Source organism: Streptomyces sp. NPDC001920 (genome assembly GCF_053594495.1).
In genome coordinates this window covers 195,344-220,697 of sequence record NZ_JBSFEP010000001.1, presented here as the reverse complement: position 1 = coordinate 220,697, position 25,354 = coordinate 195,344, and the positions used below count along the sequence as shown (strand labels likewise).

26 protein-coding genes are annotated in these 25,354 nt (G+C 72.1%); 12 read left to right on the top strand and 14 right to left on the bottom strand.

Annotation, left to right across the window (positions count from 1 at the left end; translation table 11 throughout):
- Nucleotides 1-73: 73 nt before the first annotated feature.
- The 7 genes from ACWCPI_RS00950 to zapE form a co-directional block, all read right to left on the bottom strand.
- The gene (locus ACWCPI_RS00950) at nt 74-1,582 is read right to left on the bottom strand and encodes a serine/threonine-protein kinase (protein WP_451036072.1); all 1,509 of its coding nucleotides are present in this window, start codon (nt 1,580-1,582) and stop codon (nt 74-76) included.
- Between the two features lie 64 nt (nt 1,583-1,646).
- Entirely contained in the window at nt 1,647-3,080 is a 1,434-nt protein-coding gene (locus tag ACWCPI_RS00945) for a PhoX family protein (protein WP_451036071.1), read from the bottom strand.
- Nucleotides 3,081-3,170: 90 nt separating this feature from the next.
- On the bottom strand, nt 3,171-4,091 hold the full coding sequence (locus tag ACWCPI_RS00940) for a slipin family protein (RefSeq protein WP_451036070.1): 921 nt from the start codon (nt 4,089-4,091) through the stop codon (nt 3,171-3,173).
- Nucleotides 4,092-4,210: 119 nt separating this feature from the next.
- Nucleotides 4,211-5,698, bottom strand: coding sequence for a SulP family inorganic anion transporter (locus tag ACWCPI_RS00935; RefSeq protein WP_451036069.1), 1,488 nt, complete (start codon nt 5,696-5,698; stop codon nt 4,211-4,213).
- Between the two features lie 5 nt (nt 5,699-5,703).
- Nucleotides 5,704-6,282 (bottom strand): carbonic anhydrase, encoded by a 579-nt coding sequence (locus ACWCPI_RS00930; protein ID WP_451036068.1) that lies wholly within the window; start codon nt 6,280-6,282, stop codon nt 5,704-5,706.
- Nucleotides 6,283-6,360: 78 nt separating this feature from the next.
- On the bottom strand, nt 6,361-6,762 hold the full coding sequence (locus ACWCPI_RS00925) for a hypothetical protein (RefSeq protein ID WP_451036067.1): 402 nt from the start codon (nt 6,760-6,762) through the stop codon (nt 6,361-6,363).
- Between the two features lie 194 nt (nt 6,763-6,956).
- Nucleotides 6,957-8,066 (bottom strand): cell division protein ZapE, encoded by a 1,110-nt coding sequence (zapE, locus tag ACWCPI_RS00920; RefSeq protein ID WP_451036066.1) that lies wholly within the window; start codon nt 8,064-8,066, stop codon nt 6,957-6,959.
- 37 nt (nt 8,067-8,103) lie between these two features.
- Between zapE and ACWCPI_RS00915 the strand changes: the two genes are divergently transcribed.
- From ACWCPI_RS00915 to ACWCPI_RS00895, 5 genes are all read left to right on the top strand, one after another.
- Nucleotides 8,104-8,967 (top strand): pyrimidine reductase family protein, encoded by an 864-nt coding sequence (locus ACWCPI_RS00915; protein ID WP_451036065.1) that lies wholly within the window; start codon nt 8,104-8,106, stop codon nt 8,965-8,967.
- 163 nt (nt 8,968-9,130) lie between these two features.
- Entirely contained in the window at nt 9,131-9,586 is a 456-nt protein-coding gene (locus ACWCPI_RS00910; protein WP_451036064.1) for an indole-3-glycerol phosphate synthase, read from the top strand.
- A 90-nt stretch (nt 9,587-9,676) separates the two neighbouring features.
- Nucleotides 9,677-11,068: a UDP-N-acetylmuramate--L-alanine ligase gene (gene murC / locus ACWCPI_RS00905; RefSeq protein ID WP_451036063.1), complete on the top strand. Its 1,392-nt coding sequence runs from the start codon at nt 9,677-9,679 to the stop codon at nt 11,066-11,068.
- Nucleotides 11,069-11,081: 13 nt separating this feature from the next.
- Nucleotides 11,082-11,489, top strand: a complete 408-nt coding sequence (msrB, locus tag ACWCPI_RS00900; RefSeq protein WP_451036062.1) for a peptide-methionine (R)-S-oxide reductase MsrB — start codon at nt 11,082-11,084, stop codon at nt 11,487-11,489.
- 124 nt (nt 11,490-11,613) lie between these two features.
- Nucleotides 11,614-12,360: a PP2C family protein-serine/threonine phosphatase gene (locus tag ACWCPI_RS00895; protein WP_451036061.1), complete on the top strand. Its 747-nt coding sequence runs from the start codon at nt 11,614-11,616 to the stop codon at nt 12,358-12,360.
- A gap of 48 nt (nt 12,361-12,408) precedes the next feature.
- Here the strand turns inward: ACWCPI_RS00895 and ACWCPI_RS00890 are convergent, their stop codons facing one another.
- The 4 genes from ACWCPI_RS00890 to ACWCPI_RS00875 all read right to left on the bottom strand — a co-directional run bounded on the left by ACWCPI_RS00890 (nt 12,409) and on the right by ACWCPI_RS00875 (nt 15,934).
- Entirely contained in the window at nt 12,409-13,140 is a 732-nt protein-coding gene (locus tag ACWCPI_RS00890; protein WP_451036060.1) for a siderophore-interacting protein, read from the bottom strand.
- A gap of 14 nt (nt 13,141-13,154) precedes the next feature.
- Complete coding sequence (locus tag ACWCPI_RS00885; RefSeq protein WP_451036059.1) at nt 13,155-13,793, bottom strand: TetR/AcrR family transcriptional regulator; 639 nt, start codon at nt 13,791-13,793, stop codon at nt 13,155-13,157.
- 159 nt (nt 13,794-13,952) lie between these two features.
- The gene (locus ACWCPI_RS00880) at nt 13,953-14,432 is read right to left on the bottom strand and encodes a MaoC family dehydratase (RefSeq protein ID WP_451036058.1); all 480 of its coding nucleotides are present in this window, start codon (nt 14,430-14,432) and stop codon (nt 13,953-13,955) included.
- A gap of 50 nt (nt 14,433-14,482) precedes the next feature.
- Nucleotides 14,483-15,934 carry a class II 3-deoxy-7-phosphoheptulonate synthase gene (locus tag ACWCPI_RS00875; protein ID WP_451036057.1) on the bottom strand — a complete coding sequence of 484 codons (1,452 nt, stop codon included), beginning with the start codon at nt 15,932-15,934 and terminating at the stop codon, nt 14,483-14,485.
- A gap of 305 nt (nt 15,935-16,239) precedes the next feature.
- Between ACWCPI_RS00875 and ACWCPI_RS00870 the strand changes: the two genes are divergently transcribed.
- The 7 genes from ACWCPI_RS00870 to ACWCPI_RS00840 all read left to right on the top strand — a co-directional run bounded on the left by ACWCPI_RS00870 (nt 16,240) and on the right by ACWCPI_RS00840 (nt 23,025).
- Nucleotides 16,240-17,811 carry a 4-hydroxyphenylacetate 3-hydroxylase N-terminal domain-containing protein gene (locus ACWCPI_RS00870; RefSeq protein ID WP_451036056.1) on the top strand — a complete coding sequence of 524 codons (1,572 nt, stop codon included), beginning with the start codon at nt 16,240-16,242 and terminating at the stop codon, nt 17,809-17,811.
- Nucleotides 17,808-18,323 carry a flavin reductase family protein gene (locus tag ACWCPI_RS00865; protein WP_388808888.1) on the top strand — a complete coding sequence of 172 codons (516 nt, stop codon included), beginning with the start codon at nt 17,808-17,810 and terminating at the stop codon, nt 18,321-18,323. Before ACWCPI_RS00870 ends, ACWCPI_RS00865 begins: the two co-directional genes overlap by 4 nt.
- A gap of 33 nt (nt 18,324-18,356) precedes the next feature.
- Complete coding sequence (locus ACWCPI_RS00860; RefSeq protein ID WP_451036055.1) at nt 18,357-19,559, top strand: FAD-dependent monooxygenase; 1,203 nt, start codon at nt 18,357-18,359, stop codon at nt 19,557-19,559.
- Nucleotides 19,560-19,609: 50 nt separating this feature from the next.
- A complete protein-coding gene (locus tag ACWCPI_RS00855) occupies nt 19,610-20,221 on the top strand; it encodes an acyltransferase (RefSeq protein WP_451036054.1) in 612 nt (203 codons plus the stop codon).
- A gap of 74 nt (nt 20,222-20,295) precedes the next feature.
- Nucleotides 20,296-21,057: an AfsA-related hotdog domain-containing protein gene (locus ACWCPI_RS00850; RefSeq protein ID WP_451036053.1), complete on the top strand. Its 762-nt coding sequence runs from the start codon at nt 20,296-20,298 to the stop codon at nt 21,055-21,057.
- 13 nt (nt 21,058-21,070) lie between these two features.
- On the top strand, nt 21,071-22,420 hold the full coding sequence (locus tag ACWCPI_RS00845; RefSeq protein ID WP_451036052.1) for a prephenate dehydratase domain-containing protein: 1,350 nt from the start codon (nt 21,071-21,073) through the stop codon (nt 22,418-22,420).
- Entirely contained in the window at nt 22,417-23,025 is a 609-nt protein-coding gene (locus ACWCPI_RS00840) for a TetR family transcriptional regulator (RefSeq protein WP_451036051.1), read from the top strand. The genes ACWCPI_RS00845 and ACWCPI_RS00840 overlap by 4 nt, the downstream gene beginning before the upstream one ends.
- Here ACWCPI_RS00840 and ACWCPI_RS00835 read toward each other — a convergent pair.
- From ACWCPI_RS00835 to ACWCPI_RS00825, 3 genes are read right to left on the bottom strand one after another with little or no spacing between them, the layout of a single operon-like run.
- The gene (locus ACWCPI_RS00835; protein WP_451036050.1) at nt 22,966-24,018 is read right to left on the bottom strand and encodes a LysR family transcriptional regulator; all 1,053 of its coding nucleotides are present in this window, start codon (nt 24,016-24,018) and stop codon (nt 22,966-22,968) included. The genes ACWCPI_RS00840 and ACWCPI_RS00835 overlap by 60 nt on opposite strands.
- Nucleotides 24,015-24,536, bottom strand: coding sequence for a hypothetical protein (locus ACWCPI_RS00830; protein ID WP_451036049.1), 522 nt, complete (start codon nt 24,534-24,536; stop codon nt 24,015-24,017). The genes ACWCPI_RS00835 and ACWCPI_RS00830 overlap by 4 nt, the downstream gene beginning before the upstream one ends.
- Entirely contained in the window at nt 24,533-25,222 is a 690-nt protein-coding gene (locus ACWCPI_RS00825) for an O-methyltransferase (protein ID WP_451036048.1), read from the bottom strand. Before ACWCPI_RS00825 ends, ACWCPI_RS00830 begins: the two co-directional genes overlap by 4 nt.
- Nucleotides 25,223-25,354 lie beyond the last annotated feature (132 nt).

Below are 25,354 nucleotides of genomic sequence, written 5' to 3'. Positions count from 1 at the left end.
ATGGGGGTCATACGGGCATTTCACCCCGGCGGGGGGTGTGCTGGGCCGGTGTCACCCGCCCGGCGGTGCCTCCTCAGTCGTCCCGGGTGCAGCGGCCCGTCGGCGCGGCGGCCGGCGGTCGGCACTGGAGGGGGAAGTCGGCGGCGTCGGTGCTCAGATAGCGGCCGATGCAGGCGGTCGCCGTCGTCCGGCCGTGCGCGGCGCAGAAGGTCAGGGCGGCGCGGCCGTCGGCGAACGGGCCGGGGGCGTAGAAGACCCAGTAGCCGGGGCGCAGGGACGCGTAGTCACCGCTGCGCAGGACCGCCGCCTGCGGCACCGACCGCCGGATCGTCGCGAGGCGCTGGTCCCGGGCCGCGGCGCCGGTCCCGACCGGCTCCGAGTGCAGCTGGGCGATCCACCGGCCGGCCTCCGGTACGGGCGGCGGCGCGCTCGTCGGCGGCGAGGTCTTCGGGGTCGGAGTCGGCGACGGGTCCGGCCGCCGCGTCGCCGGGCCGGAGCCGGCCGTGGTGTCCGCCGGGCTCGTCGCGGCACCGGCCTTGTCGTCACGTCCTGCGGTGTCCCGGCCGTCGCCGCCGGGGCGCAGCGCGAGTGCCAGAGCCGTCGCCGCCGCGACGACCAGGACCGCGGTCGCCGCCGCCAGCAGCGGCGTACGGCGCCGGCCCCCGGGCGCCTGCTGCGGAGCCGTCGGGCGGGGGGTGTCCCTCTGGGTGGGGAACGGCGGCGCCGGCAACGGGTGCGGTGCCACGGCGGTCTGCGTCGGCCGCTCCCAGTAGGGTGCGGCCCCCGCCTCCACCTGCGCCAGCATCGCGTCCAGCCGCTCGGCGTCCGGGCGCGCCGCCGGGTCCCGGACCAGCAGGGCGTCCAGCACCGGCGTCAGCGGGCCGGAGCGGGCCGGGGGCGGCAGCGGGTCGTCGAGTACGGCGGCCAGGGTGGCGAGGGTGGTGGGGCGGCGCAACGGACTGACGCCCTCCACGCACACGTACAGCACCACCCCCAGGGACCACAGGTCGGCGGCCGGGTCGTCGGCGCGACCCCGGATCCGCTCCGGGGCCATGTACTCGGGGGAGCCGACGAGCTCGCCGGTCGCCGTGAGGGCCGTCGTGCCCTGGAGCGCCGCGATGCCGAAGTCGGTGAGGACGGCGTCGCCGTCGGGGCGCAGCAGGATGTTGGCGGGCTTGACGTCCCGGTGGTGGATGCCCGCCGCGTGCGCGGCCCGCAGTGCGGCGAGCACCTGACGGCCGGTCCGGGCCGCCGCTGCCGGGGCCAACGGACCGTCGTCCAGCCGCCGTTGCAGTGAGATGCCCGGGACGAGCTCCATCACGATCCATGGATGCGGGGCCGCGTCCACGATCTGATGGACCGTCACCACGTGCGGATGGCTGAGCCGGGCCAGCGCCCGCGCCTCGCGCATCACCCGCTCGCGCACCACCCCGACGGTGTCCGCGTCGGACCGGACCGCCTTGAGCGCGACCTCGCGCTGCAGCACCGTGTCCCGGGCCCGCCACACGGTGCCCATTCCTCCGCTGCCGAGCCGTTCGACCAGCTCGAACCGGCCGTCGACGAGGTCCCCCGGTGCGTTCATGCCGCACAGGTTAGAGGACGCGCCGGAGAGAGGGCTTCCGCTCGCGGGCCCGGGACGGCGGGCGTCACCTGCGCCAGGGCCCGGTTACCGCGAAAGTCGTACCCGGCGTGTAGCAGTTGACGTACATCGTCTCGCCGTCGGGCGAGAACGCGACCCCCGCGAACTCGCCCCACTCCGGCTCCTCGGGGGTGCCGATGTTCTGGGCGTTGCGCGCCATCGCGTAGACCTGGCCGCGTCGCGTCACGCCGTAGACGTGCTGGGCGCCGTTGCCGTCCTCGCACACCATCAGGCCGCCGCTGGGGGCGAGGCAGATGTTGTCCGGGGACTCGCCGGGCAGTTGCACGTCCGTGTCCGGGCCGAAGACGATCACCAGCGTGAGGCGGCGGGCGGCGGGGTCGTAGCGCCAGATCTGCCCGTAGTGGTCCGCCGCGGAACCCTCCGCGCTGCGGGCGAAGGAGGAGACGAAGTAGACGCAGCGACCGCCCCAGTAGCAGCCCTCCAGTTTCTGCGCGTGTGTGATGCCCTTCGCCCCGAAGTCCTGGAGACGGATGGGGGTCTGCACGGCGAGCGGGTCCGGCACGTCGACCCACTCCACCTTGTCGAAGCTCGCGCCCGTCTCCTGGATCGAGGACAGGTCGGGGACGCCCGGAACCCGCATGGCCTGGAGCCGGCCGCCCGCGCGCAGGGAGCCCAGGCCCCCGCGCGGCCGCTCCGGCAGGAAGCGGTAGAAGAGGCCGAACGGCTTCTGGAAGGCGTCCTCGGTCTCGTAGACGATGCCGCTGCGCGGGTCCACCGCGATCGCCTCGTGCTGGAAGCGGCCCATCGCGGTCAGCGGGACCGCGCCGGAGCGGTGCGGGTCGTCCGGGTCGACCTCGAAGATGAAGCCGTGGTCCTTGGTGTAGCCGTTGGTGCCCGCCTTGTCCTCGGTCTCCTCGCAGGTCAGCCAGGTCCCCCAAGGGGTCGGCCCGCCCGCGCAGTTGACGGCCGTACCCGCGATGGCGACACGCTCGGACAGCACGCGGTTGCGGGAGTCCAGCGTCAGCGCCGTGCAGCCGCCCTTGCCCGCCGGGTCGTAGGTGAGGCCGGGGACGGCCGGGACGGGGCGTGTGGCGGTGGTGCGGTTCTCGTGGTTGCGCACCAGGTGGACGCGGCGGCCGTGTCTGGGGGAGGGGCGCCCGGCGAAGGCGGCCATGCCGTCGTGGTTGGAGGGGACCGGCCCCTCCCCGGAGCGCAGCTGGTCGCCCTCGCGGGACAGGACCCGGTAGGAGAAGCCCCGGGGCAGGTCGAGCAGGCCGTTCGGGTCGGGGACCAGCGGGCCGTATCCGGAGTGGCCCAGGTTGTGCGCGGCGGCGGTGCCCGTGAAGAGCTGGGTGAGATCGCCGGCGAAGGCGATCGAGACGCCCAGGGCGCCGGTACGGGCCAGGACCTGACGGCGCGTCGAGCCGCCACCGGATGCCGGGGCGGTGTCGGACGCGGTGTCGGACGCGGTGTCGGACATGGGGAAACCTTCCTGCTGGCGGACAGGAACTGTGACCCCGCCGTGTCTATCACCTGTGACGAGCCGCGGGAACCACGCGCGTAGCACGTGTCACTTCTGGTCGGCGTCGTCGATGATGTCCTCGATCGTCCGCTCGACCGCACGCTCGGCCGGCGGTACGAGGGCGCGATCGGCGTCCCGGTCGCCCGAGCCCTGCGGGCCGCGATCCGCGAGTTCCCGCCGGGTGTCCTCCTCGCCCGGTTCCGAAGCCGTGTCCTGGCCCCGTTCCAGGAAGCGGAGCAGTTCCACCGGGATGGGCAGGACCAGGGTGGAGTTCTTCTCCGCCGCCACCGCCATCACCGTCTGCAGCAGCCGCAGTTGGAGCGCCGAGGGCGCGTCGGCCATCTGGTGGGCGGCCTCGGCCAGCTTCTTGGAGGCCTGCAGTTCGGCGTCCGCGTTGATGATCCGGGCCCGCCGCTCCCGGTCGGCCTCCGCCTGCCGTGCCATGGAGCGCTTCATCGTGTCCGGCAGCGACACGTCCTTGATCTCGACGCGGTCGACCTGGACGCCCCAGCCGACGGCGGGACTGTCGATCATCAGCTCCAGGCCCTGGTTGAGCTTCTCGCGGTTGGACAGCAGGTCGTCCAGGTCGCTCTTGCCGATGATCGAGCGCAGGGACGTCTGCGCCATCTGCGAGACGGCGTACTTGTAGTCCTCCACCGTGATGAGCGCGCTCGCCGCGTCGATCACCTTGAAGTACACGACCGCGTCCACCCGCACCGTCACGTTGTCCCGGGTGATGCCCTCCTGGGCCGGGACCGGCATCGTCACGATCTGCATGTTGACCTTGTGCAACCGGTCCACGACCGGAACGATCAACGTGAACCCGGGCGGTCGTACGTCTCCCGTCAGCCGCCCGAGCCTCAGGACCACCCCGCGCTCGTACTGCTTGACGACGCGGGCCGCCGCGACCAGGTAGACGGCGCCCGCGGAACCCGCGGCGACGAGCGCGGTCAGCAGGGCTTCGAGCATGACGACCTCCTCTGTCAGAGGTCCCTTACGTCTGTTCCTGCAACGATATGCCCGAGGTCCGGCCCGGGGCCATGGTGAGGCCCCGGGCCGGACCGCTCATCCGCGTGTGCCGGGTCCGGTCAGGACGCCGTGACCCGCTCCGGCTCGGGCTCGGCCTCGGTGACCCGAACCGGCTCCGTGCCCACCGCGCTGTGCCGCTCGGCCCAGTTCTCCAGAGCCGTACGACAGGCGTGGTCGAGGTGGTGCAGCCCGGACAGGTCCACCTCCACCGGGCGGTCCTGCGGCAGGTTCTCCAGGCTGTCGAGGATCTTCGGCAGCCTGAGGAAGGTCGCGTTGCCCGACAGGTACGCCTGGATCGGGCCGGCGCCCTTGTCGATGATCTCCAGCTTCACGTGCGAGGCCTCCCAGGCGGTCTTGACGACCGACAGGGCCAGACCGATCAGCACGCCCTCGAACATGTTCACCGCGACGATCGAGACGGCGGTGACGACGAGGATCAGCGCCTCGCCCCGGTGGCTGCGCCACAGCGAGACGACGCCCCGGAAGGGGATCAGCTTGAAGCCCGCGTGGACCAGGATGCCCGCCAGCGCGGGAAGCGGGATCAGTGCCAGCGCGGCGGGCAGCAGCGCCGCGAACAGCAGCAGCCATACGCCGTGCATGACACGGGACGCCTTGGTCTTCGCGCCCGCCTGGACGTTGGCGGAGCTGCGCACGATGACCGCGGTCATCGGCAGCGCGCCGAGCACACCGCACACCGTGTTGCCCGCGCCCTGCGCCATCAGCTCCTTGTCGTACTCGGTGCGCGGCCCGTCGTGCAGCCGGTCCACGGCCGCGGCGCTGAACAGCGACTCGGCCGACGCTATGAGCGTGAAGGCGACGATCGTGGTGAGCACGCCGACGCTCGCGAGTTCACCGAAGGCGTCCATGGACGGCGGCTGGACGGATCCCAGCAGGCCCTTGACCTCGACGGTGGCCACCGGCAGGGAGAACACGGCGGTCACCGCCGTCGCCAGACCGACCGCGGCGAGCGGACCGGGAACCGTGCGCACCCGGCGCGGCATCCGCTGCCACAGCAGGAGAACGGCGATGGTGCCCGCGCCGAGTCCGATCGACGCCAGTGCCTCGGCGTTCCCGGCGGCCTGGGCGAGCGCGCCGGGCAGTCCGGCTATCTTCTCCAGGCCCGAGGCGGGCGCCTTGGCGTCGGCGACCGCGTAGAGCTGCCCGGCGATGAGGACAAGGCCGATTCCGGCCAGCATGCCCTCGACGACCGAGACCGAGATGGCCCGGAACCAGCGCCCCATCCTCAGGGCGCCCATGAGGAGCTGGAGCAGCCCGGTGGCGAGCACGATCACACCGAGCACGGGCAGCCCGAACTCCTGGACGGCCTCGAAGACCAGCACCGTCAGACCGGCGGCGGGCCCGGAGACCTGAAGGCTGCTGCCGCGCATCATGCCGGTGACGATGCCGCCCACGATGCCGGTGACCAGCCCGACCTCGGCCGGGACTCCGGAGGCGACGGCCACACCGACACACAGCGGCAGCGCGACGAGGAAGACGACCAACGAGGCGGCGAAGTCCTGCCGCAGGTGGGGGAACTTGGTCATCATGGCGGTCACAGCGCCTCGAACGCGTCGGTCTCGGCGTCGTGGACGCGCACGGCGCCCTTGTGGACCTCGTAGTACCAGGCGTGCAAGGACAGCTGACGGTCCTTCAGCTTCTTTTCGATGAACGGGTACGAGCGCAGGCGCAGCACCTGTGTGAGCACATGCGCCTGGACACCCTCGGCGACCTCCGGATCCTCGGCGGCGCCGGTCGGGCGGGGGGTGGCGTGCGAGAGCCAGTCACGCACGGCCGGTACGGCGTCGAGGTCGTCGCCGCGCACCAGCGCGCCGACGGCGCCGCAGTGCGAGTGGCCGCAGACCACGATGTCACTGACGCCGAGGACCTCCACGGCGTACTCGATGGTGGCCGCCTCGCTGGTGGGGTGCTCGGAGGCGTACGGCGGGACGATGTTGCCCGCGGTGCGCAGCTCGAAGAGCTCGCCGGGGCGGGCGCCCGTGATCAGGGCCGGCACGACCCGGGAGTCGGAGCAGGTGATGAACAGGACCTGCGGGGACTGCCCGTCGGCCAGCTTGGCGAACTCCTCAGGGCGCTGTCCGAACATGCGGGCGTTGTCGATGAGGGGCTGCATATGTGGTGACTCCTCCTGGCGCGCCGCACTGGCGCGTCGGGGTTTACATGACAGAGGTGGGGGGACTGCTCTGCTCTCTCAGCAGCGGAAGACCTGAAGTGCGGCCGGGGTGTGGGACGTCCACGATCTCGGCCCGCTCTGCGCGGCGCCGGGTCTGGACGGCTCGTGCGAGGACGCGGGGTCCCGGGTCGGCAACGGTCGGTCGGGCGCCTGAGGCGCGGAGTCGGCGGGGCGCGGACGATCACGGTTGCCGAGCGGTCCGGTCGGGTCCCCATGGCCCGACGGAACGCAGTGGCGGGACGTGAAGATCTCGTCGCGCAACGCCTTCCCGGAGATCTTGCTTCCGGGATGGGCTTTGGCCTCTGCCTGACTGACCGTATGCGCGTGTGCGAAGGACGCGGTGAGTGCGAAGAACTGGAGGGCGAGCAGGACGGCGGTCAGCGCGGAAACCGCCGCGCGGGCCGTCGTACCTCGGAACATACGCCTCCCTCCAGCCCGTTCACACATCTAGCGCGCACCAACACTTGGTCAACCGTTGGTCAAGAAACACATTAGCCCGGCAAAGTTGTTTGCAGGGTTAACTTAACGTTTCGAGCTGAAGAGAGCCTGAAACCCGAGGGTGGCGTGGCGTGAACTGGCCCTTGACCCAAAGACGTTGGGTCGGGTAGCGCGCGTCAGTGCGACACGAGGCCCTTGGCGTCGCGGGCCAGGGCGGTGAGGCGCGAGATGGCGCGGAAGTACTTCTTGCGGTAGCCGCCCTTCAGCATCTCCTCGCTGAAGAGCCGGTCGAAGGGCAGACCTGAGGCCAGGACCGGGACTTCACGGTCGTAGAGCCGGTCGGCGAGCACCACCAGGCGCAGGGCGGTCGACTGGTCCGGCACCGGCTGCACGTCGGTCAGGCAGACCGCCGTGAGCCCGTCGGTGAGCGCGCCGTAGCGGCTGGGGTGGACGCGGGCGAGGTGGTCCAGCAGGTGCGGGAAGTCGTCGAGCGAGGCGCCCGCGGTGGCGTACGCCGCCTTCGTCACCTGCTCGTCGGAGAACGGCGCCGGGGCCTCGGGCAGGCCGCGGTGACGATAGTCCTCGCCGTCGATGCGCAACGCGCGGAAGTGGGCCGACAGGCCCTGGATCTCCCGCAGGAAGTCGGCCGCCGCGAAACGGCCCTCACCGAGCTTGCCGGGGAGGGTGTTGGAGGTCGCGGCCAGCGCGACGCCCGCGTCGACGAGCTTGCCGAGCAGGGTGGAGACGAGGACGGTGTCGCCCGGGTCGTCCAGCTCGAACTCGTCGATGCACAGCAGGCGGTGCCCGGAGAGGGTCTGCACGGTCTGCTGGAAGCCGAGGGCGCCGACCAGGTTCGTCAGCTCCACGAAGGTGCCGAACGCCTTGAGGGACGGCTCGGCCGGGGTGGCGTGCCACAGGGAGGCGAGCAGATGGGTCTTGCCGACGCCGTAGCCGCCGTCGAGGTAGACGCCGCGCGGTCCTGCCGGAGTCTTGGGCGCCTTGGGCCTGCCGAACCCGAGGAAACCGCGCCGGGCCTTCCCCGCGCCGCTCGCGTGCGCCCCGCCGAGTCCGCCCGCGAAGTCCTCCAGCACCCGGACCGCCTCGGTCTGGCTGGGCTGGTTCGGGTCCGGGATGTAGGTGCTGAAGCGGACCGCGTCGAACCGCGGCGGCGGCACCATCTCGGCGACCAGCCGGTCCGCGGGGACGTGCGGCTCACGGGCGCACAGGGACAGCGGGCTCGCTTCGGCTATCGGGTGCACACCGGAGGCTGCGGAGGAGGACGACACGGTTCACCATGCTAAACGCCGTGCCACACTCCATGACATGCGACGCCTGTTCCCTGTGACCGACGAGACAACATCGAGGGCCGCCGGCGGTGCCGCCGGGGAGGACGCGCTCGAAGGTGCCGGTGAGGGGGGTGTGGCCGGCGCATCCGCTGGTGTGCGTGATCTGAACGGCCGGGAGTGGAGTCTCGCCGAGCTCTCCGCCGCCTACGCCTACCCCGAGCTCGGCCCCGGCGGGCCGCAGGCCTGGCTGCGCGGGAACATGGTGTCCACGCTGGACGGGGCGGCCCAGCACGACGGCCGCTCCCAGCCCATCTCCAGCGCGGCCGACATGCGGGTCTTCGGCACGCTGCGGGGGCTGGCGGACGTCGTGGTCGTCGGTGCCGAAACGGTCCGTCGGGAGGGGTACCGCCCGGCACGCGCGCGTGCGGAGTTCGCCGAGGCGCGCGAGGCGGCCGGGCAGGCGCCCGCGCCGGCCATCGCGGTGGTCAGCGCGAGCCTGGACCTGGACTACGGCCTGCCGCTCTTCACCTCGCCCGTCGTACCCACCATGGTCCTCACCGGCGCCGCCGCGGCCCCGGACCGGGTCGCGACCGCCGAGAAGGCCGGTGCCCGGGTGGTGATCGCCGGTGACGGCGTCGGCGTGGACCCGGTACGCGCCGTCCAGGCACTCGCCGAGCTCGGGCACACCCGCCTGCTGACCGAGGGCGGACCCCGGCTGCTCGGGCAGCTGGTGGCCGCCGGGGTGCTCGACGAACTGTGCCTCACGATCTCCCCGATGCTGACCGCCGGGGACGCCCAGCGCATCGCCGGGGGGCCCTCGGTGGCCGTCCCCGAACGGTTCGAGCTGGTCTCCCTGCTGGAGGAGGAGGGCTTTTTGTTCGGGCGGTACCGGCGGACGTGAGATCGGCCCGGAAATGGGTTCTCTGAGAGCTGTGCCCCCGGAAATGGCGGAATCTATCGTTCCGGTTAGCTTCCGCCGGGCACACTGAAACTCGCAGTCCCCGTATGAGAGCGGGGCAGGATGGTTTCCGCAGAAGGGGCGCCCGGTGTTCACAAGCGTTTTGATGATCGAGAAGGCCCTGACGTCCGCAGACGTGGAGTTCGTCACCACGTTGCACGGGGAGGAGCGGGTCTCCTTCCACGTGCTGCTCCAGCCACGCGGTGAGCAGGCCGACAGACTGTTGCGCGCCATCGACGACATCGCCCTCGGTGAACTGGACGAGGCCGTCCGGGAGGGCAAGACCCCGGAGGGCGAGGAGGCGATGAGCACCGGGGAGCGGGCGCTGGAGGTGTCGCTGACCGCGTTGCGCGGGGCCGGGGCACAGGCCGAGGGGCGGCTGCTGGAGGACCATCCGCTCGACGCGCTGAAGGCCGTGGTGGACGAGGTGGGCGCTGACGAGGTGATCGTGCTGACCGACCCGCACTACGTGGAGGAGTTCTTCCACCGCGACTGGGCTTCGAGGGCCCGGCACAAGGTGGGGGTGCCGGTGCTGAAACTGTTCTCGCACAGCAAGGCGTAGGGCCTGATCCCCGCGCCCCTCGGGCCGGCCCGGCCGCGTACCCAATAGGCTGGGGCCTCACCGTCGTATCGCACTCCTGGGAGAACACGCATGGCACCCGGCATTCCCACCGCCATGGACCGACCGCACTTCATCGGCATCGGCGGGGCCGGGATGTCGGGGATCGCGAAGATCCTCGCGCAGCGTGGGGCCAAGGTGGCCGGCAGCGATGCCAGGGAGTCCGCGACCGCCGAGGCGCTGCGGGCGCTCGGCGTGACCGTGCACATCGGGCACGCGGCGGAGCACCTCGCCGACGACGCCAGCTGTGTCGTGGTGTCGTCGGCGATCCGGCAGGACAATCCCGAGCTGGCCCGCGCGGCCGAGCTGGGCATCCCGGTGGTGCACCGCTCCGACGCGCTCGCCTCGCTGATGACGGGGCTGCGCCCGATCGCCGTGGCCGGCACGCACGGCAAGACGACCACCACGTCGATGCTGGCGGTCTCCCTGTCCGAGCTGGGCCTTCAGCCCTCGTACGCCATCGGCGGCGACCTGGACGCCCCCGGCTCCAACGCCCTGCACGGCGACGGCGACATCTTCGTGGCCGAGGCGGACGAATCGGACCGCAGCTTCCACAAGTACGCGCCCGAGGTCGCCATCGTCCTCAACGTCGAGCTCGACCACCACGCCAACTACGCCTCGATGGACGAGATCTACGAGTCCTTCGTGACGTTCGCCGACCGCATCACCGAGGGCGGCACCCTGGTGATCTCGGCCGACCAGGACGGGGCGCGGGAGCTGACCCGGCTCGTCGCGGCCCGCGATGTGCGGGTGGTGACGTACGGCGAGGCGGAAGACGCCGACGTGCGCGTGCTGTCGGTGGTGGCGCAGGGCCTCAAGAGCGAGGTGACCGTCCTTCTCGACGGCGAGGAGCGCACCTTCACGGTGTCCGTCCCCGGCCGCCACTACGCGCTCAACGCCGTGGCCGCGCTGACCGCCGGCGTCGCCCTGGGCGTCCCGGCCGGCGAGCTGGCCCCGGCGATCGCGGCCTACACCGGAGTGAAGCGGCGCCTCCAGCTGAAGGGTGAGGCCGCGGGCGTCCAGGTGATCGACTCCTACGCCCACCACCCGACCGAGATGACGGCGGACCTGGAGGCCATGCGCGCGGCCGCCGGCGACGCCCGGATCCTGGTCGTCTACCAGCCCCACCTGTTCTCGCGCACCCAGGAGCTGGGCAAGGAGATGGGCGAGGCCCTCACCCTGGCGGACGCCTCGCTCGTCCTGGACGTCTACCCGGCCCGTGAGGACCCGATCCCGGGCGTCACCAGCGAGCTGGTCCTCGACGCGGCCCGGGCAGCCGGCGCCGAGGTGACGGCCGTGCACGACAAGGGCGAGGTGCCCTCGCTGGTCGCGGGAATGGCGAAGCCCGGTGATCTCGTTCTCACCATGGGCGCGGGCGATGTCACCGACCTCGGCCCGGCCATCCTGGACCGCCTGTCGAAGTGAGGGGCAAGGACTCATGTCGTACGACGTCGAAAAGCCGGACGAGCAGTGGCGCGCGGAGCTGACCCCGGCCGAGTACGCCGTTCTGCGCCAGGCCGGCACGGAGCCCGCCTTCACCGGTGAGTACACCAACACCAAGACGACGGGCGTCTACTCCTGCCGCGCCTGCGGGGCCGAACTGTTCACGTCCACCACGAAGTTCGAGTCGCACTGCGGCTGGCCGTCCTTCTACGACCCGAAGGACAGCGACGCCGTCGAACTCATCGAGGACCGCTCCCACGGGATGGTGCGCACCGAGGTGCGGTGCGCCCGGTGCGGGTCGCATCTCGGGCATGTCTTCGAGGGCGAGGGGTATCCGACACCGACGGATCAGCGGTACTGCATCAACAGCATCTCGCTGCGGCTGACGCCGGACGAGGGCTGACGCGGGAGGCGGCGCGGCCGGCGGGGACCCGGCCGCGCTGGCACGCCGGACGCCACCGTTCCTAGACTCGTAGGGGAGATCCGGCCCCGGCGGCACGTCCGGTGCGGGAAGGCGGTGGCGCTGCATGTCGTACGTCGCTGTGAGCGCGATCAGCCACCCCGGACTGCTGCGCGAGCGCAACGAGGACAGCCTCGTCGTCGGCCCCTGGACGCTGTGCGCGACCGTCACCGAGAACCCGCAGACCCTGATCTTCCCGCTCGGTACGCCCCTCGTCGTGGCCGTCGCCGACGGGCTCGGCGGGCATCCCGGCGGGGACGTGGCCAGTGCCCTGGTCGCCCGCAGGATCGCCTCGCTCGGTCCGGCCCTGAGCAGTGAGGTCGCCGTCCGTGACGCCCTGAACGTCTGCAACCGGGCCGTCCACCGGGCGGCCGGCGGTGATGAGGGGGGCGAGCTCGCCGGCATGGGCACGACGGTCGCCGGTGTCGTCGTGCGGCCCGACTCGCTGCTGGTGTTCAACGTGGGCGACAGCCAGGTCTTCGCGGTCTCCGCCGAAGGGCTGCGCCAGCTCAGCGTCGACGACAGCCCGCCGCATCCGGCCTGGCGCACCACGTCCCTCGTCACCCAGTGCCTGGGCGGCTCGCTCGCCTTCCGGGCCGTCGAGCCGCATGTCACGGCTGAGACCGTGGTCCCGGGCGAGCGCTTTCTCATCTGCTCGGACGGACTGACGGACCCGGTGCCCAGGGACGTCCTGGCGGAGATCCTCCAGGAGCACGACGACGGCAGGGCGGCCTTCGAGTGCTGGAAGGCGGCCATCGAGGCGGGCGGGCCCGACAACATCACGGTGGCGGTGGTACGGCTCGCGCAGGAGTAGGGCGCGGGCGGTGGGCCGCTCGCCGGCAGGGGCCGGGCTGCCGGTGCGTCAGTCCGACGCCAGGGGGTCGCGGTGGTCCGCCTCGTCGAGTTTCCAGTAGCCCTTCGCGTAGGCGTGCAGGCGGTCCAGGCCGAGGTTCTCCGTGAGGTGGCGGCGGATGTCCCGTACGGCGCCGGACTCGCCGGCCGCCCACGCCGCGAGCCCCTGCCGGGGAACGTCCGCCGCGAGCACGGCGTCCCGCAGCGCCTGGCCCTTGGGCCGGCCGGCCTCCCGGTGGACCCATATGACGTCCAGTCCGGCATGCCGGGGCACCGGGATCTCGGCCTCGGGGCCGGCGACCTCCAGATAGACGGCGCCGCGCGCCGTGGGCGGCAGGTGCTCGGCGATGGTGAGCACGGCGGGCTGGGCGCTCTCGTCGCCGGCGAGGAGGTGGAAGTCGGCGCCGGGGACCGGTCGGAAGGACCCCTTGGGGCCGCCGAAGGAGACCTCCTGTCCCGGACGCGCGGTCTCGGCCCAGCGCGCGGCCGGGCCCTTTCCGTGCAGGACGACGTCGATGTCGATGCATGGCCGTGACGGGGACTGGTGGCGGACGGTGTAGGCGCGGCCGGCCGTGCGGCCGTCGAGCGGGTCGGTGACGAACAGCTTCACCCACTGCGTCGGTTCGTCGCAGCGGAAGGCCGACATCCCCGGCCCTCCCAGGGTGATGCGCGCCATCCGTGGGGCGATACGGGTGACCGCCTCCACCGTGGCGGTGTAACGGGTTCGGCGTGCGCGGAACATGGGGCGACAACCTTTCAGGGGGTGGGGCCGGCGGTCGGCGCCCCGTCGGCGGGGGTGGCCTGTCGGCAGGTCAGGAGGGTGGAGACCAGGCGCTCGGCGATCCGTGGGTCGGTCGGCCGCCCCGTCATGAAGGCGCGGTGGAAGACGGGGCCGGCCAGCAGATCGAGAAGCCGGTCGGCCCCGTCCCGCGGCAGGGCGCCGGGGGAGCCGCAGGCCAGGGCGTCCAGCAGTCGTGCGCGGGAGTGGTCGCGCCGTCCCTTGAGCACCTGTTCCCGCAGCGGGGCCGCGGTCGTGGCGTCCTGGAGGGCGTGACCGATGAGCGCGAACAGGACGCGGCCCGTGTCGGACCGGGTGAAGACCCGGTCCAGATGCGTCACGTGCCCGGTCAGAGCCTCCTGCGCGCATCCCGTCCGGGGCGGCCAGGACGCCATGTCCCGCAGATCCTCCTCCAGGACGTCGAGGAGGATGTCGATCTTCGATCTCCACCAGCGGTAGATCGTCTGCTTGGAGACCCCGGCCCGCTCGGCGATCGAACCGACCGTCACGGCCTGGAACCCGGTCTCGGCCAGCAGGTCGTCCGCGGCTCTCAGGACGGCGACACGGGCCGCCTCACTGCGCCTCGGGCCGTTCCTGATGCGTCGTGGCGCGTCCATGGCGGGCCCTCCTCGATCCTCGATCGCCCGCGTCAGACTAGACGCAACGGTGCGTGTAGTCAAAGTGGAGCCGAGTGGGCGGACATCACCCGTTCCACCCGTTCCTCCTCGGGCAGGGGGAGGCCCGAGGAGGAACGGGCGTCCGGCCGCGGCGTCGGCTCAGCTCGGCTCGGACGCCGCCCGGTGCGCGGCGTCGACCGGGCGGGCGCAGGCGAACAGCAGCCGTGTACGCATCCGGTACACCGCCGTGCCCTCCTGGTTGACCGCCTCGACGAGGAAGCGGACCGTCCCCGTGTCAGGGCGCCGAGGATGCGGCGCGGCCTCTTCCACCGTGGCCCGCCCGCGCAGTTCGTCGCCGGGGCGTACCGGAGCGAGGAAGCGGACCTCGTCCATGCCGTAGGAGCCCTGGCAGGCGGAGTCCGCGAGCAGTGCGCGCACGAACTGCCCCATCACCACGGCACCGGTGTGCCAGCCACTGGCCACCAGCCCCCCGAACGGAGAGCGGCGGGCCGCCTCCGGGTCCAGGTGGAAGGGCATGGGGTCCCAGGCGCGCGCGTACTCGATGATGTCGTCGCCGGTCAGCAGGGTGGCGCCCAGCTCGTAGGCGGTGCCTGGGGGGAAGTGCTCGAAGTGCCGCACGTGGCTGTCCTCCGTAGATGAACCCGGGGCGGGGGCAGGGGTGGTGGTGCTCAGCCGGCGGTCGCCGCGTAGTCCGCATGCCGGGACGCGTCCGCCGGGCGGGCGGGCACGGGCCGGGGTCCGGGGCCGCGCAGACGGCCCTTCTCCGCGCCGTACCACTCGGCGATCCGGAAGGCGAGGTCCATCGACTGCGCCCGGTTCAGCCGGGGATCGCAGGCCGTCTCGTACCGCAGGTGCAGGTCGTCGGAGAGGACCTCCCTGCTGCCGCCCAGGCACTCGGTGACGTCCTCGCCCGTCAGCTCCACATGGACACCGCCGGGATGCGTGCCCAGTGCCCGGTGCACCTCGAAGAATCCGGTGACCTCGTCGAGGACGTCGTCGAAGCGCCGCGTCTTGTGGCCGCTCGGTGCGGTGCAGGTGTTGCCGTGCATGGGATCGCAGGCCCAGACCACCCGGGCGCCCTCCGCGCGTACGGCCTCGACCAGGGCGGGCAGCCGGTCGCGCACCAGGCTCCGCCCCATGCGGGCCACCAACGTCAGCCGGCCGGGCGTGCGCTGCGGATCGAGCCGGTCCAGCAGGCGCAGCACATCGTCGACCTGGGCGTGCGGACCGAGCTTGACGCCGAGGGGGTTGTGGACACCGGCGGCGAACGCGATGTGCGCGCCGTCGAGTTGGCGGGTGCGCTCGCCGATCCAGAGCATGTGCCCGGACAGGGCGTAACGCCGCCCGGTGTCGGGGTCGGTGCGCACCAGGGCGGACTCGTAGTCGAGCAGCAGGGCCTCGTGGCTGGCGAACACCTCCGTGGTGCGCAGCGTCGAGGCGCTCATCCCGCAGGCTCGGATGAAGGCGAGGGCTGCGTCGATCTCGTCCGCGAGCCGCTCGTACCGGCGTCCCGCGCCGGACAGGGCCACGAAGTCACGGTTCCACTCGTGCACCCGGGCGAGGTCCGCGTGCCCTCCCGCGGTCAGTGCCCGCAGCAGGTTCAGCGTCGTGGCCGACGCCTCGTACACGCGCCGCAACCGCGCCGGATCGGGGGTGCGGGCCTCGGCGGTGAACTCCAGCCCGTTGACCGCGTCGCCCCGGTACGAGGGCAGGGTCACGCCGTCCCGGGTCTCGGTGGCACGCGAACGGGGCTTGGCGTACTGGCCGGCGATACGGCCGACCTTGACCACGGGCACACCCGCCGCGTACGTCAGGACGGCGGCCATCTGGAGCAGGACTTCCAGCTTGCCGCGCACGGACTCGGCGCTCACCGCGTCCAGGGTCTCCGCGCAGTCGCCGCCCTGGAGCAGGAAGGCCCTGCCGAGAGCCACCTCGCCGAGCCGGTCGAGCAGGACGTCGCATTCGCGCGCGAACACCAGGGGCGGTGCGCAGGACAGGGCATCCACGGCGGCGCGCAGCGCGGCGGGGTCGGGCCAGTCCGGCTGCTGCGCCGCGGGGAGCGCGCGCCACGCTTCCCAAGCGGGTTCGGGGCCTGCGTTCCCGGCGTCCGCAAACGGCACGGGATTCGCCGGCGCATCCACTGCGGGATGCGCTGCGGGAGCCGCACAGGGATGTGCGACGGGATTCTCTCTGGCTTCCACAGAATTCACGGCGACAACCTCAACGCCTTCCGCCGACGACGGCAGGTGGGGGCAGATGGTGGGCGCAGCCTGTCATGCGCCGAGCCGGCGTGTGCAGTGCGTCATTGGGGCTAGAAGGGCGGATCTACTACCCGAGTACTAGCCCCAGTGGCCGACTGTCGGCGGAAGTCGCACTCCTGGAGCATTTCGGCAGGCGCAAACGTCCGCTCGAAAGGTGATCCCGTATGAGCCACACCGTCAACCCGTCCGGATCCGTGTCCCGCCCACAGACCGGGGACGAATACCTGGAGAGCCTCCGCGACGGCCGCGAGGTGCGGATCAACGGCGAGCGGGTGCAGGACGTCACCAGCCACCCGGCCTTCCGCAACAACTCCCGGATGGTTGCCCGGCTGTACGACGCGCTGCACGACCCCGAGCGCAACAGCGCCCTGGTCGTCCCCACCGACACCGGCAACGGCGGCTTCACCCACCCCTACTTCAAGGCCCCTCACACCACCGGCGACCTGCGCGCCGCCGCGCGGGCCATGACGGAGTGGGCCCGCATGACGTACGGCTGGATGGGCCGCACACCCGACTTCAAGGCCGCTTTCCTGTCCACTCTGGGATCGAACCGGGAGCACTACGCGCCCTTCGAGGACAACGCCGCCACCTGGTACCGCAAGGCCCAGGAGAACGTGCTGTTCATCGGCCACGGCATCGTCAACCCGCCGATCGACCGCAACCGGGGCCTCACCGAGCTCAAGGACGTGATGCTGACCGTCGACCGGGAGACCGACGCCGGCCTCGTCGTGTCCGGGGCCAAGGTCGTCGGCACCGGCGCCGCGCTCACCCAGCACATCTTCATCGGCAGCTACGGCGTGATACCGAAGGGCGCGAAGGAATTCTCCGCCTACTTCATCGTGCCGACGAACAGCCCCGGCCTGAAGGTCATCTCCCGGCCGTCGTACGAATTCGCGGCGGCCACCGTCAGCAGCCCTTTCGACCAACCGCTGAGCAGCCGCCTGGACGAGAACGACGGAATTCTCGTTTTCGACCAGGTGCTGATTCCCTGGGAAAACGTCTTCTGCTACGACGTCGACAAGGCCAACAACTTCTTCTACGGCTCCGGATTCTTCTACCGGGCCATGTTCCACGCGTGTGTCCGCTTCTCCGTGAAGATGGACTTCCTGACCGGCCTGCTGGCCAAGTGCCTGGAGACGACGGGCACGTCCGAGTTCCGCGGGGTGCAGAGCCGGCTCGGTGAGGTGCTCGCCTACCGCAACATGTTCTGGGCCCTGGTGGACTCCATGGCCGAGAACCCGACCAGGTGGCCCGACGGCACGGTCACCCCCAACGGCGAGACCGCGCTGGCGTTCCGGGTCCTGTCCTCCTCGATCTTCCCCAAGGTCCGCGAGATCTTCCTGCGCGACCTCGGCAGCGCCCTGATCTACAACAACTCCCACGCGCTCGACTGGTCCGACCCCGAGGTCCGGCCCCATCTCGACAAGTACGTCCGGGGCCTCGGCGTGGAGGCGGTCGACCGGGTCAAGCTGATGAAGCTCGCCTGGGACGCGGTCGGCACCGAGTTCGGCGCCCGCTGGGAGCTGTACGAGATGAACTACGCCGGCAACCACGAGCAGATCCGCTTCGAGGCGCTGCACGCCCAGCAGGCGTCGGGGAAGTTCGAGGACTACAAGCAACTCGTCGACCGCTGCCTGTCGGAGTACGACGAGAACGGCTGGACGGTCCCCGACCTGATCAACCCCAAGGACACGACCGTCATCGGCGGCGGGAGCCCCACCGAGGCCGCGCGGTGAGCAGCCGCGCCCTGTCGGAGCAGACCCAGCTGCGAAGCGTGCTCGGACAGTTCGTGACCGGCGTGTGCGCGGTGTCGACCCGGTTCGACACCCCGTCCGGAGTGCGGCACGACGCCATCGCGGTGAACTCGTTCACCTCCGTCTCCCTCGACCCGCCGCTGGTGTCCATGTACCTGCGGGACGACTCCACCTTCCTGGCACGGGTGCGCACGTCAGGCCAGTGGGCCGTGTCGTTCCTCGGCGACCGGGCGCGTGCCCTGGTCGGTGTCCTCACCGCACCCGCCGCCCGGCGCCCCGCCGTGGAGGACGCCGCCGACTGGACGGTCGGACCGCACACCGGCTGCCTGGTCCTGTCGGACGGGCCCGGAACGCTCGAATGCGCCCTGCACCTCACCCAGCCCCTCGGCGACCACGTGCTCGTCGTGGGGCGGGTGCTGGGCGCCGTGGCCCGCGACCACGAACCCCTGGTCTTCCACCGGGGCACCTTCACCGGAATCACACCGGCGCACTGATCGCGCCCCGCACACCGAACAGGAGGAGGCGCCATGGCGCCCAAGCGCCCGTACGTGGCCGTCGTCGGCGGTGGCATCGGCGGACTGGCCGTCGCCATCGGACTGCGGCGGCAGGGCATCGAGGCCGTCGTCCACGAACAGGCACGTGCACTGGACCACCAGGGCGCCGGGATCGCCATCGGCGCCAACGGTCATCGCGCCCTGCGCCACCTCGGTGTCGCGGGCCGGCTGGCCGGGGCGGCCGTCGAGCCGGTGCGCGCCGACTTCCGGCACTGGCGCACCGGGCGGTCCATGGTGACGCACACGCTGGCCGGTGGGTACGCGGACAGGTTCGGGGCGCCCTTCTGGACCGTGGAGCGGGCGGCCGTGCAGCAGGCCCTGCTCGCCGAGCTGGGGCCCGGCGCGGTCCGGCTCGGCGCGCGCTGCACCGAGGTGACGCAGACCGGCGCCGGCGCCGTCATCCGCTTCGCCGACGGCGCCGAGACCGAGGCCGACGCGGTCATCGGGGCGGACGGCATCCACTCCGCCGTACGCCACAGCGTGTTCGGGCCCGACGAGGCCGTGTTCTCCGGCACCAGCGGCTACCGCGCCCTCGTCCCCATGGACCGGCTCGGGCACATCCCCGAACTCGCCGAACGGGTGCTGTGGCTGTGGCTCGGTCCGGGCCGGCACTTCATCGCCTACCCGGTGGCCGACGGCGCGGCGCTGAACTTCCTCGCCGTCGTCCCCGACGCCGAGTGGACGGTCGAGTCCTGGTCCACCGAGGGCGAGGGCGCCGACCTGCTCGCCGCCTTCGAGGGCTGGCACCCGTTCGTCACCGAGATCCTCGCCGCCTGCGAACGGCCCGGCCGCTGGGCGCTGTACGACCGCGAACCGCGGCGCGTGTGGAGCACGGACCGGGTCACCCTGCTCGGCGACGCGGCACACGCGATGCTGCCGCACCACGGGCAGGGCGCGAACCAGTCGCTGGAGGACGCGGTGGTGCTGGCGCACCTCCTCGGCCGTGCCGGAGCCGACGGGGTCGCGGAGGCCCTGCGGTCCTACGAGCGGGTGCGCCGGCCGCGCACCCGTCTGCTCCAGGCGGGCTCCCGCAAGAACGCCGCCTGCTTCCAGCTGCCGGACGGCCCCGAGGCGCGGGCCCGCGACGAGCGGCTGACCCGGCTGCCCGACGACCTCGCCTGGATCCACGGACACGACGCCCTCGGTGCGCTGCGGGAGCAGACCGCGCCCGTCTGATCCCGGCGGCCGTGCCGACCCGCCCGACTCGACGAACGGTGAGAAAGACCATGGCAAGGACCTACTCCTTCGAAGGCAACGTCCCCGTCGTGCACCCCACGGCATACGTCCACCCCGACGCCGTACTGATCGGCTCGGTCGATGTCGGGCCCGGGTGCTACGTCGGCCCGCTGGCCAGCCTGCGCGGAGACTTCGGGCGTATCGAGCTGCGCGCGGGCTCCAATGTGCAGGACGGCTGTGTCCTGCACTGCTTCCCGGGCGCCGACACGGTCGTCGAGGAGGACGGCCACGTCGGCCACGGCAGCGTGCTGCACGGCTGCCGGGTCGGGCGCGACAGCCTCATCGGCATGAAGTCCGTCCTGATGGACGGGGTGGTCGTGGGCCGGCAGGCGTTCGTCGGCGCGGGCAGCTTCGTCAAGTCCCGCTTTCACGTGCCGGAACGGCACCTCGTGGCCGGCAGCCCGGCCAAGGTGATCCGGGAACTCACGGCCGACGAGATCGCCTGGAAGGGCAACGGGACGCTCCAGTACCAGAAGCTGGCCCAGCGCTGCCTCGCCGCTCTGCACCCGGCCGAACCCGCCACCGAGCCGGCCACCGACACGCCCCGTGCCCGCTCCGGCGAACCCGAGCACGTGACCCTGCACGAGTACCGGACCCGCTGAGGCGCGTCCCCGACCTCACCCGCACCCACTCCCGCGGCAGCGACCGCGGTTCCCACCCAGTCTGGAGGCAGTCCATGACCAGCACAGCCACCTCCCGCCTCGTCGTCGGCGACCGGTTCCGCGACTTCGCCGACGCCGTCGGGGCCGACACCCTCTCGGCCCTCACCCACGCGCTCGACTCCGGTGACCTGGACACCGTGGAAGGGCCGGTGCACGTGGTCACCGGCCAGGGGATAGGCGAGTTCGAGCTCTCCTATCTCAGGGACGCGATCACCCGCCGGCAGCTGGACGACCGGATCGTCCTGGTGCACTCCGCCGGGCGGCCGGCCCCCCGCCAGGAGCTGCACAAGGCCCGCGAGGACAACGTGCTCGTCGCCGGCCTCACCCGGGTCGACGACAGCACCTACGAGGCCGGGCTGCGGCTGCACGACCACAACGAACTCCTCGCCGACGTGCAGGACCGCGTCCATGTGCAGGGCATGGTGGCCATCGAGGCCGCACGCCAGATGTTCCTCGCGGTGATCGAGCACTACTTCACGTCGCGCTGGCCGCAGCAGCGCTACTACATCGTGCTCAACTCCATGAACACCTCGTTCTCCAACTTCCTCTTCCCCGTCGGCGCCACCCTGCGCCTGACCGTGGACGAGTCCGACCTGTCCGAGCCCAGCAGGCTCACGGTCCGTACGACGGTGCAGGTGGAGCAGGCCGGCAGGGTCGCCGCCGCCGTGACCATCGACGCAGCCGCCTTCGCACCGGGCCTGCTGGAGGAGAAGGAGCTGCGGCGGGCCAAGAGCGCCGTGGCGAGCACGGTGGACGCGGCTCTCGCGGCCGTCTGACGTGACACCGCCGGTGCAGGACCCACGGGCACGGCCCGCCACGGGCCGACTCCAGCGCCCGGGCCCGCTCCCCGACCCCGCCCGACTCCCGCTTCTGGAGCGCCGGTTCGCCTATCTGGGACCGCGGGGCACCTTCACCGAGCGGGCGCTGCGCTCGCTTCCCGAGGCCGCGGGCGCCCGGATGACGCCGGCCGGCACGGCCGCGCAAGCCCTGACGCTGGCGGTGCGGGGGGACGTCGACGCCGCCATGCTCCCCGTGCACAACACCGTCGCGGGGATGGTCCCGGACACCTTGCGGGCCATGGCCCAGTCGCCCGCGCTGACCGTGCTGCGCGAGGTCGTCCTCGGTATCGAGTTCGCCGTGCTGGTGCGTCCCGGCACCGAACTCCCGCGGGTTCGTACCGTGAGCGGGCACCCGCACGCGCTGCGGCAGGTCGGCGGCTGGCTCGGCCGCCGTGTCCCCCTGGCGCACCGGGTGCCCGCGGCGTCCAACGCCGAGGCGGCGCGCCGGGTCCGCGACGGGGAGTGCGACGCGGCGGTGGCCGGCGAGTTCACCGCGCCCCTCTACGGCTTGCGGGTCGCCGCCTCGGGGATACAGGACACCGCCGGTGCCACCACCCGGTTCCTGCTGTGCGCCCGCTCCGGCGGGCCCGGCCTGCCCGCCACCGCGCCGGCCGACCGCACCTCGCTGATCGGGCGGCTCCACGGACGGCCGGAGGACGTCGGCGAGCTGCTGGCGGAGCTGCGGCGGCACCCGTTTCTGCGGGCCGTCTCCCTGCAGCTGGTACCCGACGGCCTCAGGAGCTCGCTGCTGCTGGCCGACTGCCCGGGCCGGTCGGACCAGCAGTCCACGGCACGTGCCGTCGGCCTGCTGCGGCTGCGCGTCCCAGGACTGAGATCCCTCGGGTCGTACACCGCGGCCCACCAGCCGTGCCGCCCCACCGACCTCTGTCCCCCCACCGACCTTTGCCACCCCACCGACCTCTGCCACCCCCAAGACCTCTTCCACGCCCACGACTTGTGTCATCCGTACGACTCGTACGAAGGGAGCAGGACGATGAACACCGAGGCAGCCTCCGAGCCCACCACCGGGGCCGACGGCTCCGCGGAACCCGCACCCGAGGTCATCGAAGGCCTGCGGGAGCAGATCGACGAGCTGGACGGCTTCATCATCGGCACGCTCAAGGAGCGGCTGCGAACGTCCCGGGAGATCCAGCGCCTGCGCACGGGCGGTGGCGGCGCGCCGACGGACTCGGGGCGCGAGCACACCATACGGGGCCGGTACGCCGAGGAACTGGGTGAAGGCGGCGCCGGACTGGCCGAGGCGCTGCTCCAGTTGTGCCGGGGGCGGTCGGCACGGTGAGCGCACCCCGCAGGGCGGCGCCGCCCGCTCCCCGTCGTCGCGGTCGTGAGTTCGTCCTCGCGGCCGCGACGGCGCTGTTCCACGAGCGTGGCTACGACGCGACCAGCATGAGCGACCTCGCCGACCGCCTCGGCGTCACCAAGGCCGCGCTGTACCGCCATGTGAAGAGCAAGGAGGAGTTGCTGCACGCGGTGACCGCACCGGTGAGGAAAACCGTGCCGGAGCTGCTCTCGGCGAGCGCCCCCTCGCACGGCCGGCCGGTGGAGACCCTCGCCGCGCTGCTGCACCGGCTGGCCGAGGCGGTGGCGGGCGACCCGGCACGGCATGCCCTCTTCTGGGGGAGGCGCGGCGGGACGGGCCAGGACGGCCCCGACGCGCTCTGCCGTCAGGCCGTGGTCCGACGGCTGACGGAACTGCTGCAACTGGCCGCCGCCCAGGGCGACGTACGCGCCGACATCGAACCCGCTCTCGCCGCGCGGCTGCTTCTCGGCGCCGTCATCGGGCTCGGTGCCCCGGCGGACGGGCCGGGGGCGCCGCCCCCGCCCTCAGTCATCGGCCTCCTGCTCGACGGACCGGTCCGGGTCACGCTCGCCCGGGCCTCCTGAGACGTCCCGGCAGGCAGGACCGTGGGGTGTGGACCGGTCGAGCGCCGTGCGCACGGCGTCCCTGAGCCACAGGTGCACCGGCTCGGTGTCGTGGCGCGGATGCCATGCCTGACAGATGCTGATGGGGTCGGTCTCGACCGGGAGGTCGAACACCTCGATGCCCAGGGCCCCACGGGCGCTGCCGGCCAGTGAACGGGGCATCGCCGTCACGAAGTCGCCGGCGGGGATCATCAACAGCGCCTCGCCGTAGCTCGGCACGGCGGCGACGACGTCCCGGCTCAGCCCCCTGGCGCGCAGGGCGACGTCGATCGGACCTGTCATACGGCCCTTGCGGGAGACGCTGACGTGCCGCACCGACGCGAACGCCTGCGCCGTCACCTCGCCGTCGAGGAGGGGATGACCGGCCCGCGCCACTCCCACGAACCGGTCGTCGAAGAGCGGTTCGATGCGCAGCTCGGGACTGGGCTCGTCGATGATGCCCACCTCCAGGTCGACCGCGCCCTCCCGCAGGGGCGCGCTGCCATGGGAGCTCTCCACGGTGAAGGTGAACCGGGCGAGAGGCACCTCCGTGCGCGCCCGATTCAGCAGCACCGGTGCCAGGACCGCCGCGTACGCCTCGTCGGCGACGACGGTCAGCGTCCTGTCGACCCGGGTGAGGTCCTCCTGTCTGCTCGGCGCGAGCAGCATCTCGGCCTCCCGCATCAGGGCGCGGACCTTCGGCTGGAGTTCCAGCGCCCTCGGGGTGGGCACCAGACCGCGTCCGGCACGGACGAGGACGGGGTCACCGAGGGCGCGGCGGATCTTGGACAGGGCACGGCTCATGGCGGGCGGGGACAGCGCCAGTCGCTCGGCCGCTCCGGTCACGCTGCCCTCCTGGAGCAGGGCGTCCAGGGCCGGCAGCAGACGCATGTCCACGGCCGGCGAACAGGGGCCCGACAGCCCGTCGGTCCAGTCCCGGTCGTGACCGGGGTCTTCGGCACCGGTGGCGGTCAATGCTTCTCCCGAGAGGTGTTGCGGTGGGCGTCGTACGGTCGCAGCCACGCGATGACCAGCAGCGCCGCCAGCAGCCGGACGCCGATCACCCGCAGCGACTCGGCCATGCCGGTGCTGAACGCCTCGCGCACCTGAGCGGCGAGCCGCGCGCCGTCGCCGGAGCCGGGGTGCCCGGCTTCGCGCAGTGCGGTGCCCAGGGCCTGACCGCCGGCCGAGTCGTCCTTGAGGTGCCGCAGCCCGGCGGGGAGTGCGTCGGCGAACCGGATGTTGAGCAGCGTGCCGAAGACGGCGAATCCGAGCGCTCCGCCGATCTCCCGGCTGAAGCTGTTGACACCCGAGCCGACCCCGGCCTGATGCGCCGGCACGGAGGTCAGGACGGCGTGGGACAGAGGCGGATCCGACAGCCCCGAGCCGATGCCGACCACGACCACGCACCCGGCGGCCGTGCGTGAACCGGGACGGGCACCGCCCCGCGCGGCCGTGGACCGCGCGGGGCCGGCCGACGGGGTGGCGGTCATGAGACGGCCTGTGCGGACGGGCCCGTGTACGCGGAGAGTTCGAAGCCCTGCCCGTCGCTGACCCCGAGGGAGACGAAGCCGTTGGCGGGATCGCGGACGTGGTCGAGATAGGGGCGGGCTCCGGCCGCGAACCTCCCGGTGTCGTCCGCGTGCACCAGGGCACCTTCGCGGAGGTGGGGTTCGGCGGCCCGGACGACGTCGAGATAGAAATCCACCCAGCCGTCCAGATACAGGAAGTCGATCGGACGGGAGAACGAGGACGCCACGGCCACCGCCTCACCGGCGATGACTTCGGCGTATTCGCCGAGTCCGGCGGCCTTGAGATTGTCCCGGGCCGCCAGGCACTTTCCCGCGTGCAGGTCCACCGTGTAGAGCTTTCCCGATCCGTTGTCCCGCAGGGCGGCCGCGATATGGATGGCGGTGAATCCGTACGCGGTGCCGAACTCGAAGACGGTGCGCGGGCGTACGGCGCGGACACAGGCGTACAGCATCCGGCCGATGGCCGCCGGAGCGGCGTAGTAGCCGCCGGCACACGCGGCGACGAGTTCCTCGGGGGTCCAGGCGGCTTCGCGCCGCCTTATCTTTTCGAGCAGTTTCGGCTGCTCGGTCTCGTCCACCCGCTGTTGCTCGGAAGCGATGCGGTTCAGTACGTCCTGAATCTGCGGGGAGAAAAGAGATGAGGTCAATCTTCACACTTCCTTGAATGGGATCCGGCGGCGTGCGGAGCTATGGCTCCGAATGATCGGCGGGCGGGCTTATCAGAGTTCTCGGGAAGTGCGCCGCTGGGAATCCTGAACGTCTTCGAATGGACTTTCATA

Excerpts from the sequence above, each read along its gene's own strand:
- ACWCPI_RS00950 (WP_451036072.1), bottom strand. The coding sequence starts at position 1,582 with ATGAACGCACCGGGGGACCTCGTCGACGGCCGGTTCGAGCTGGTCGAA.
- ACWCPI_RS00945 (WP_451036071.1), bottom strand. The coding sequence starts at position 3,080 with ATGTCCGACACCGCGTCCGACACCGCGTCCGACACCGCCCCGGCATCC.
- ACWCPI_RS00940 (WP_451036070.1), bottom strand. The coding sequence starts at position 4,091 with ATGCTCGAAGCCCTGCTGACCGCGCTCGTCGCCGCGGGTTCCGCGGGC.
- ACWCPI_RS00935 (WP_451036069.1), bottom strand. The coding sequence starts at position 5,698 with ATGATGACCAAGTTCCCCCACCTGCGGCAGGACTTCGCCGCCTCGTTG.
- ACWCPI_RS00930 (WP_451036068.1), bottom strand. The coding sequence starts at position 6,282 with ATGCAGCCCCTCATCGACAACGCCCGCATGTTCGGACAGCGCCCTGAG.
- ACWCPI_RS00925 (WP_451036067.1), bottom strand. The coding sequence starts at position 6,762 with ATGTTCCGAGGTACGACGGCCCGCGCGGCGGTTTCCGCGCTGACCGCC.
- ACWCPI_RS00915 (WP_451036065.1), top strand. The coding sequence starts at position 8,104 with ATGCGACGCCTGTTCCCTGTGACCGACGAGACAACATCGAGGGCCGCC.
- ACWCPI_RS00910 (WP_451036064.1), top strand. The coding sequence starts at position 9,131 with ATGATCGAGAAGGCCCTGACGTCCGCAGACGTGGAGTTCGTCACCACG.
- murC (WP_451036063.1), top strand. The coding sequence starts at position 9,677 with ATGGCACCCGGCATTCCCACCGCCATGGACCGACCGCACTTCATCGGC.
- msrB (WP_451036062.1), top strand. The coding sequence starts at position 11,082 with ATGTCGTACGACGTCGAAAAGCCGGACGAGCAGTGGCGCGCGGAGCTG.
- ACWCPI_RS00895 (WP_451036061.1), top strand. The coding sequence starts at position 11,614 with ATGTCGTACGTCGCTGTGAGCGCGATCAGCCACCCCGGACTGCTGCGC.
- ACWCPI_RS00890 (WP_451036060.1), bottom strand. The coding sequence starts at position 13,140 with ATGTTCCGCGCACGCCGAACCCGTTACACCGCCACGGTGGAGGCGGTC.
- ACWCPI_RS00885 (WP_451036059.1), bottom strand. The coding sequence starts at position 13,793 with ATGGACGCGCCACGACGCATCAGGAACGGCCCGAGGCGCAGTGAGGCG.
- ACWCPI_RS00870 (WP_451036056.1), top strand. The coding sequence starts at position 16,240 with ATGAGCCACACCGTCAACCCGTCCGGATCCGTGTCCCGCCCACAGACC.
- ACWCPI_RS00860 (WP_451036055.1), top strand. The coding sequence starts at position 18,357 with ATGGCGCCCAAGCGCCCGTACGTGGCCGTCGTCGGCGGTGGCATCGGC.
- ACWCPI_RS00855 (WP_451036054.1), top strand. The coding sequence starts at position 19,610 with ATGGCAAGGACCTACTCCTTCGAAGGCAACGTCCCCGTCGTGCACCCC.
- ACWCPI_RS00850 (WP_451036053.1), top strand. The coding sequence starts at position 20,296 with ATGACCAGCACAGCCACCTCCCGCCTCGTCGTCGGCGACCGGTTCCGC.
- ACWCPI_RS00830 (WP_451036049.1), bottom strand. The coding sequence starts at position 24,536 with ATGACCGCCACCCCGTCGGCCGGCCCCGCGCGGTCCACGGCCGCGCGG.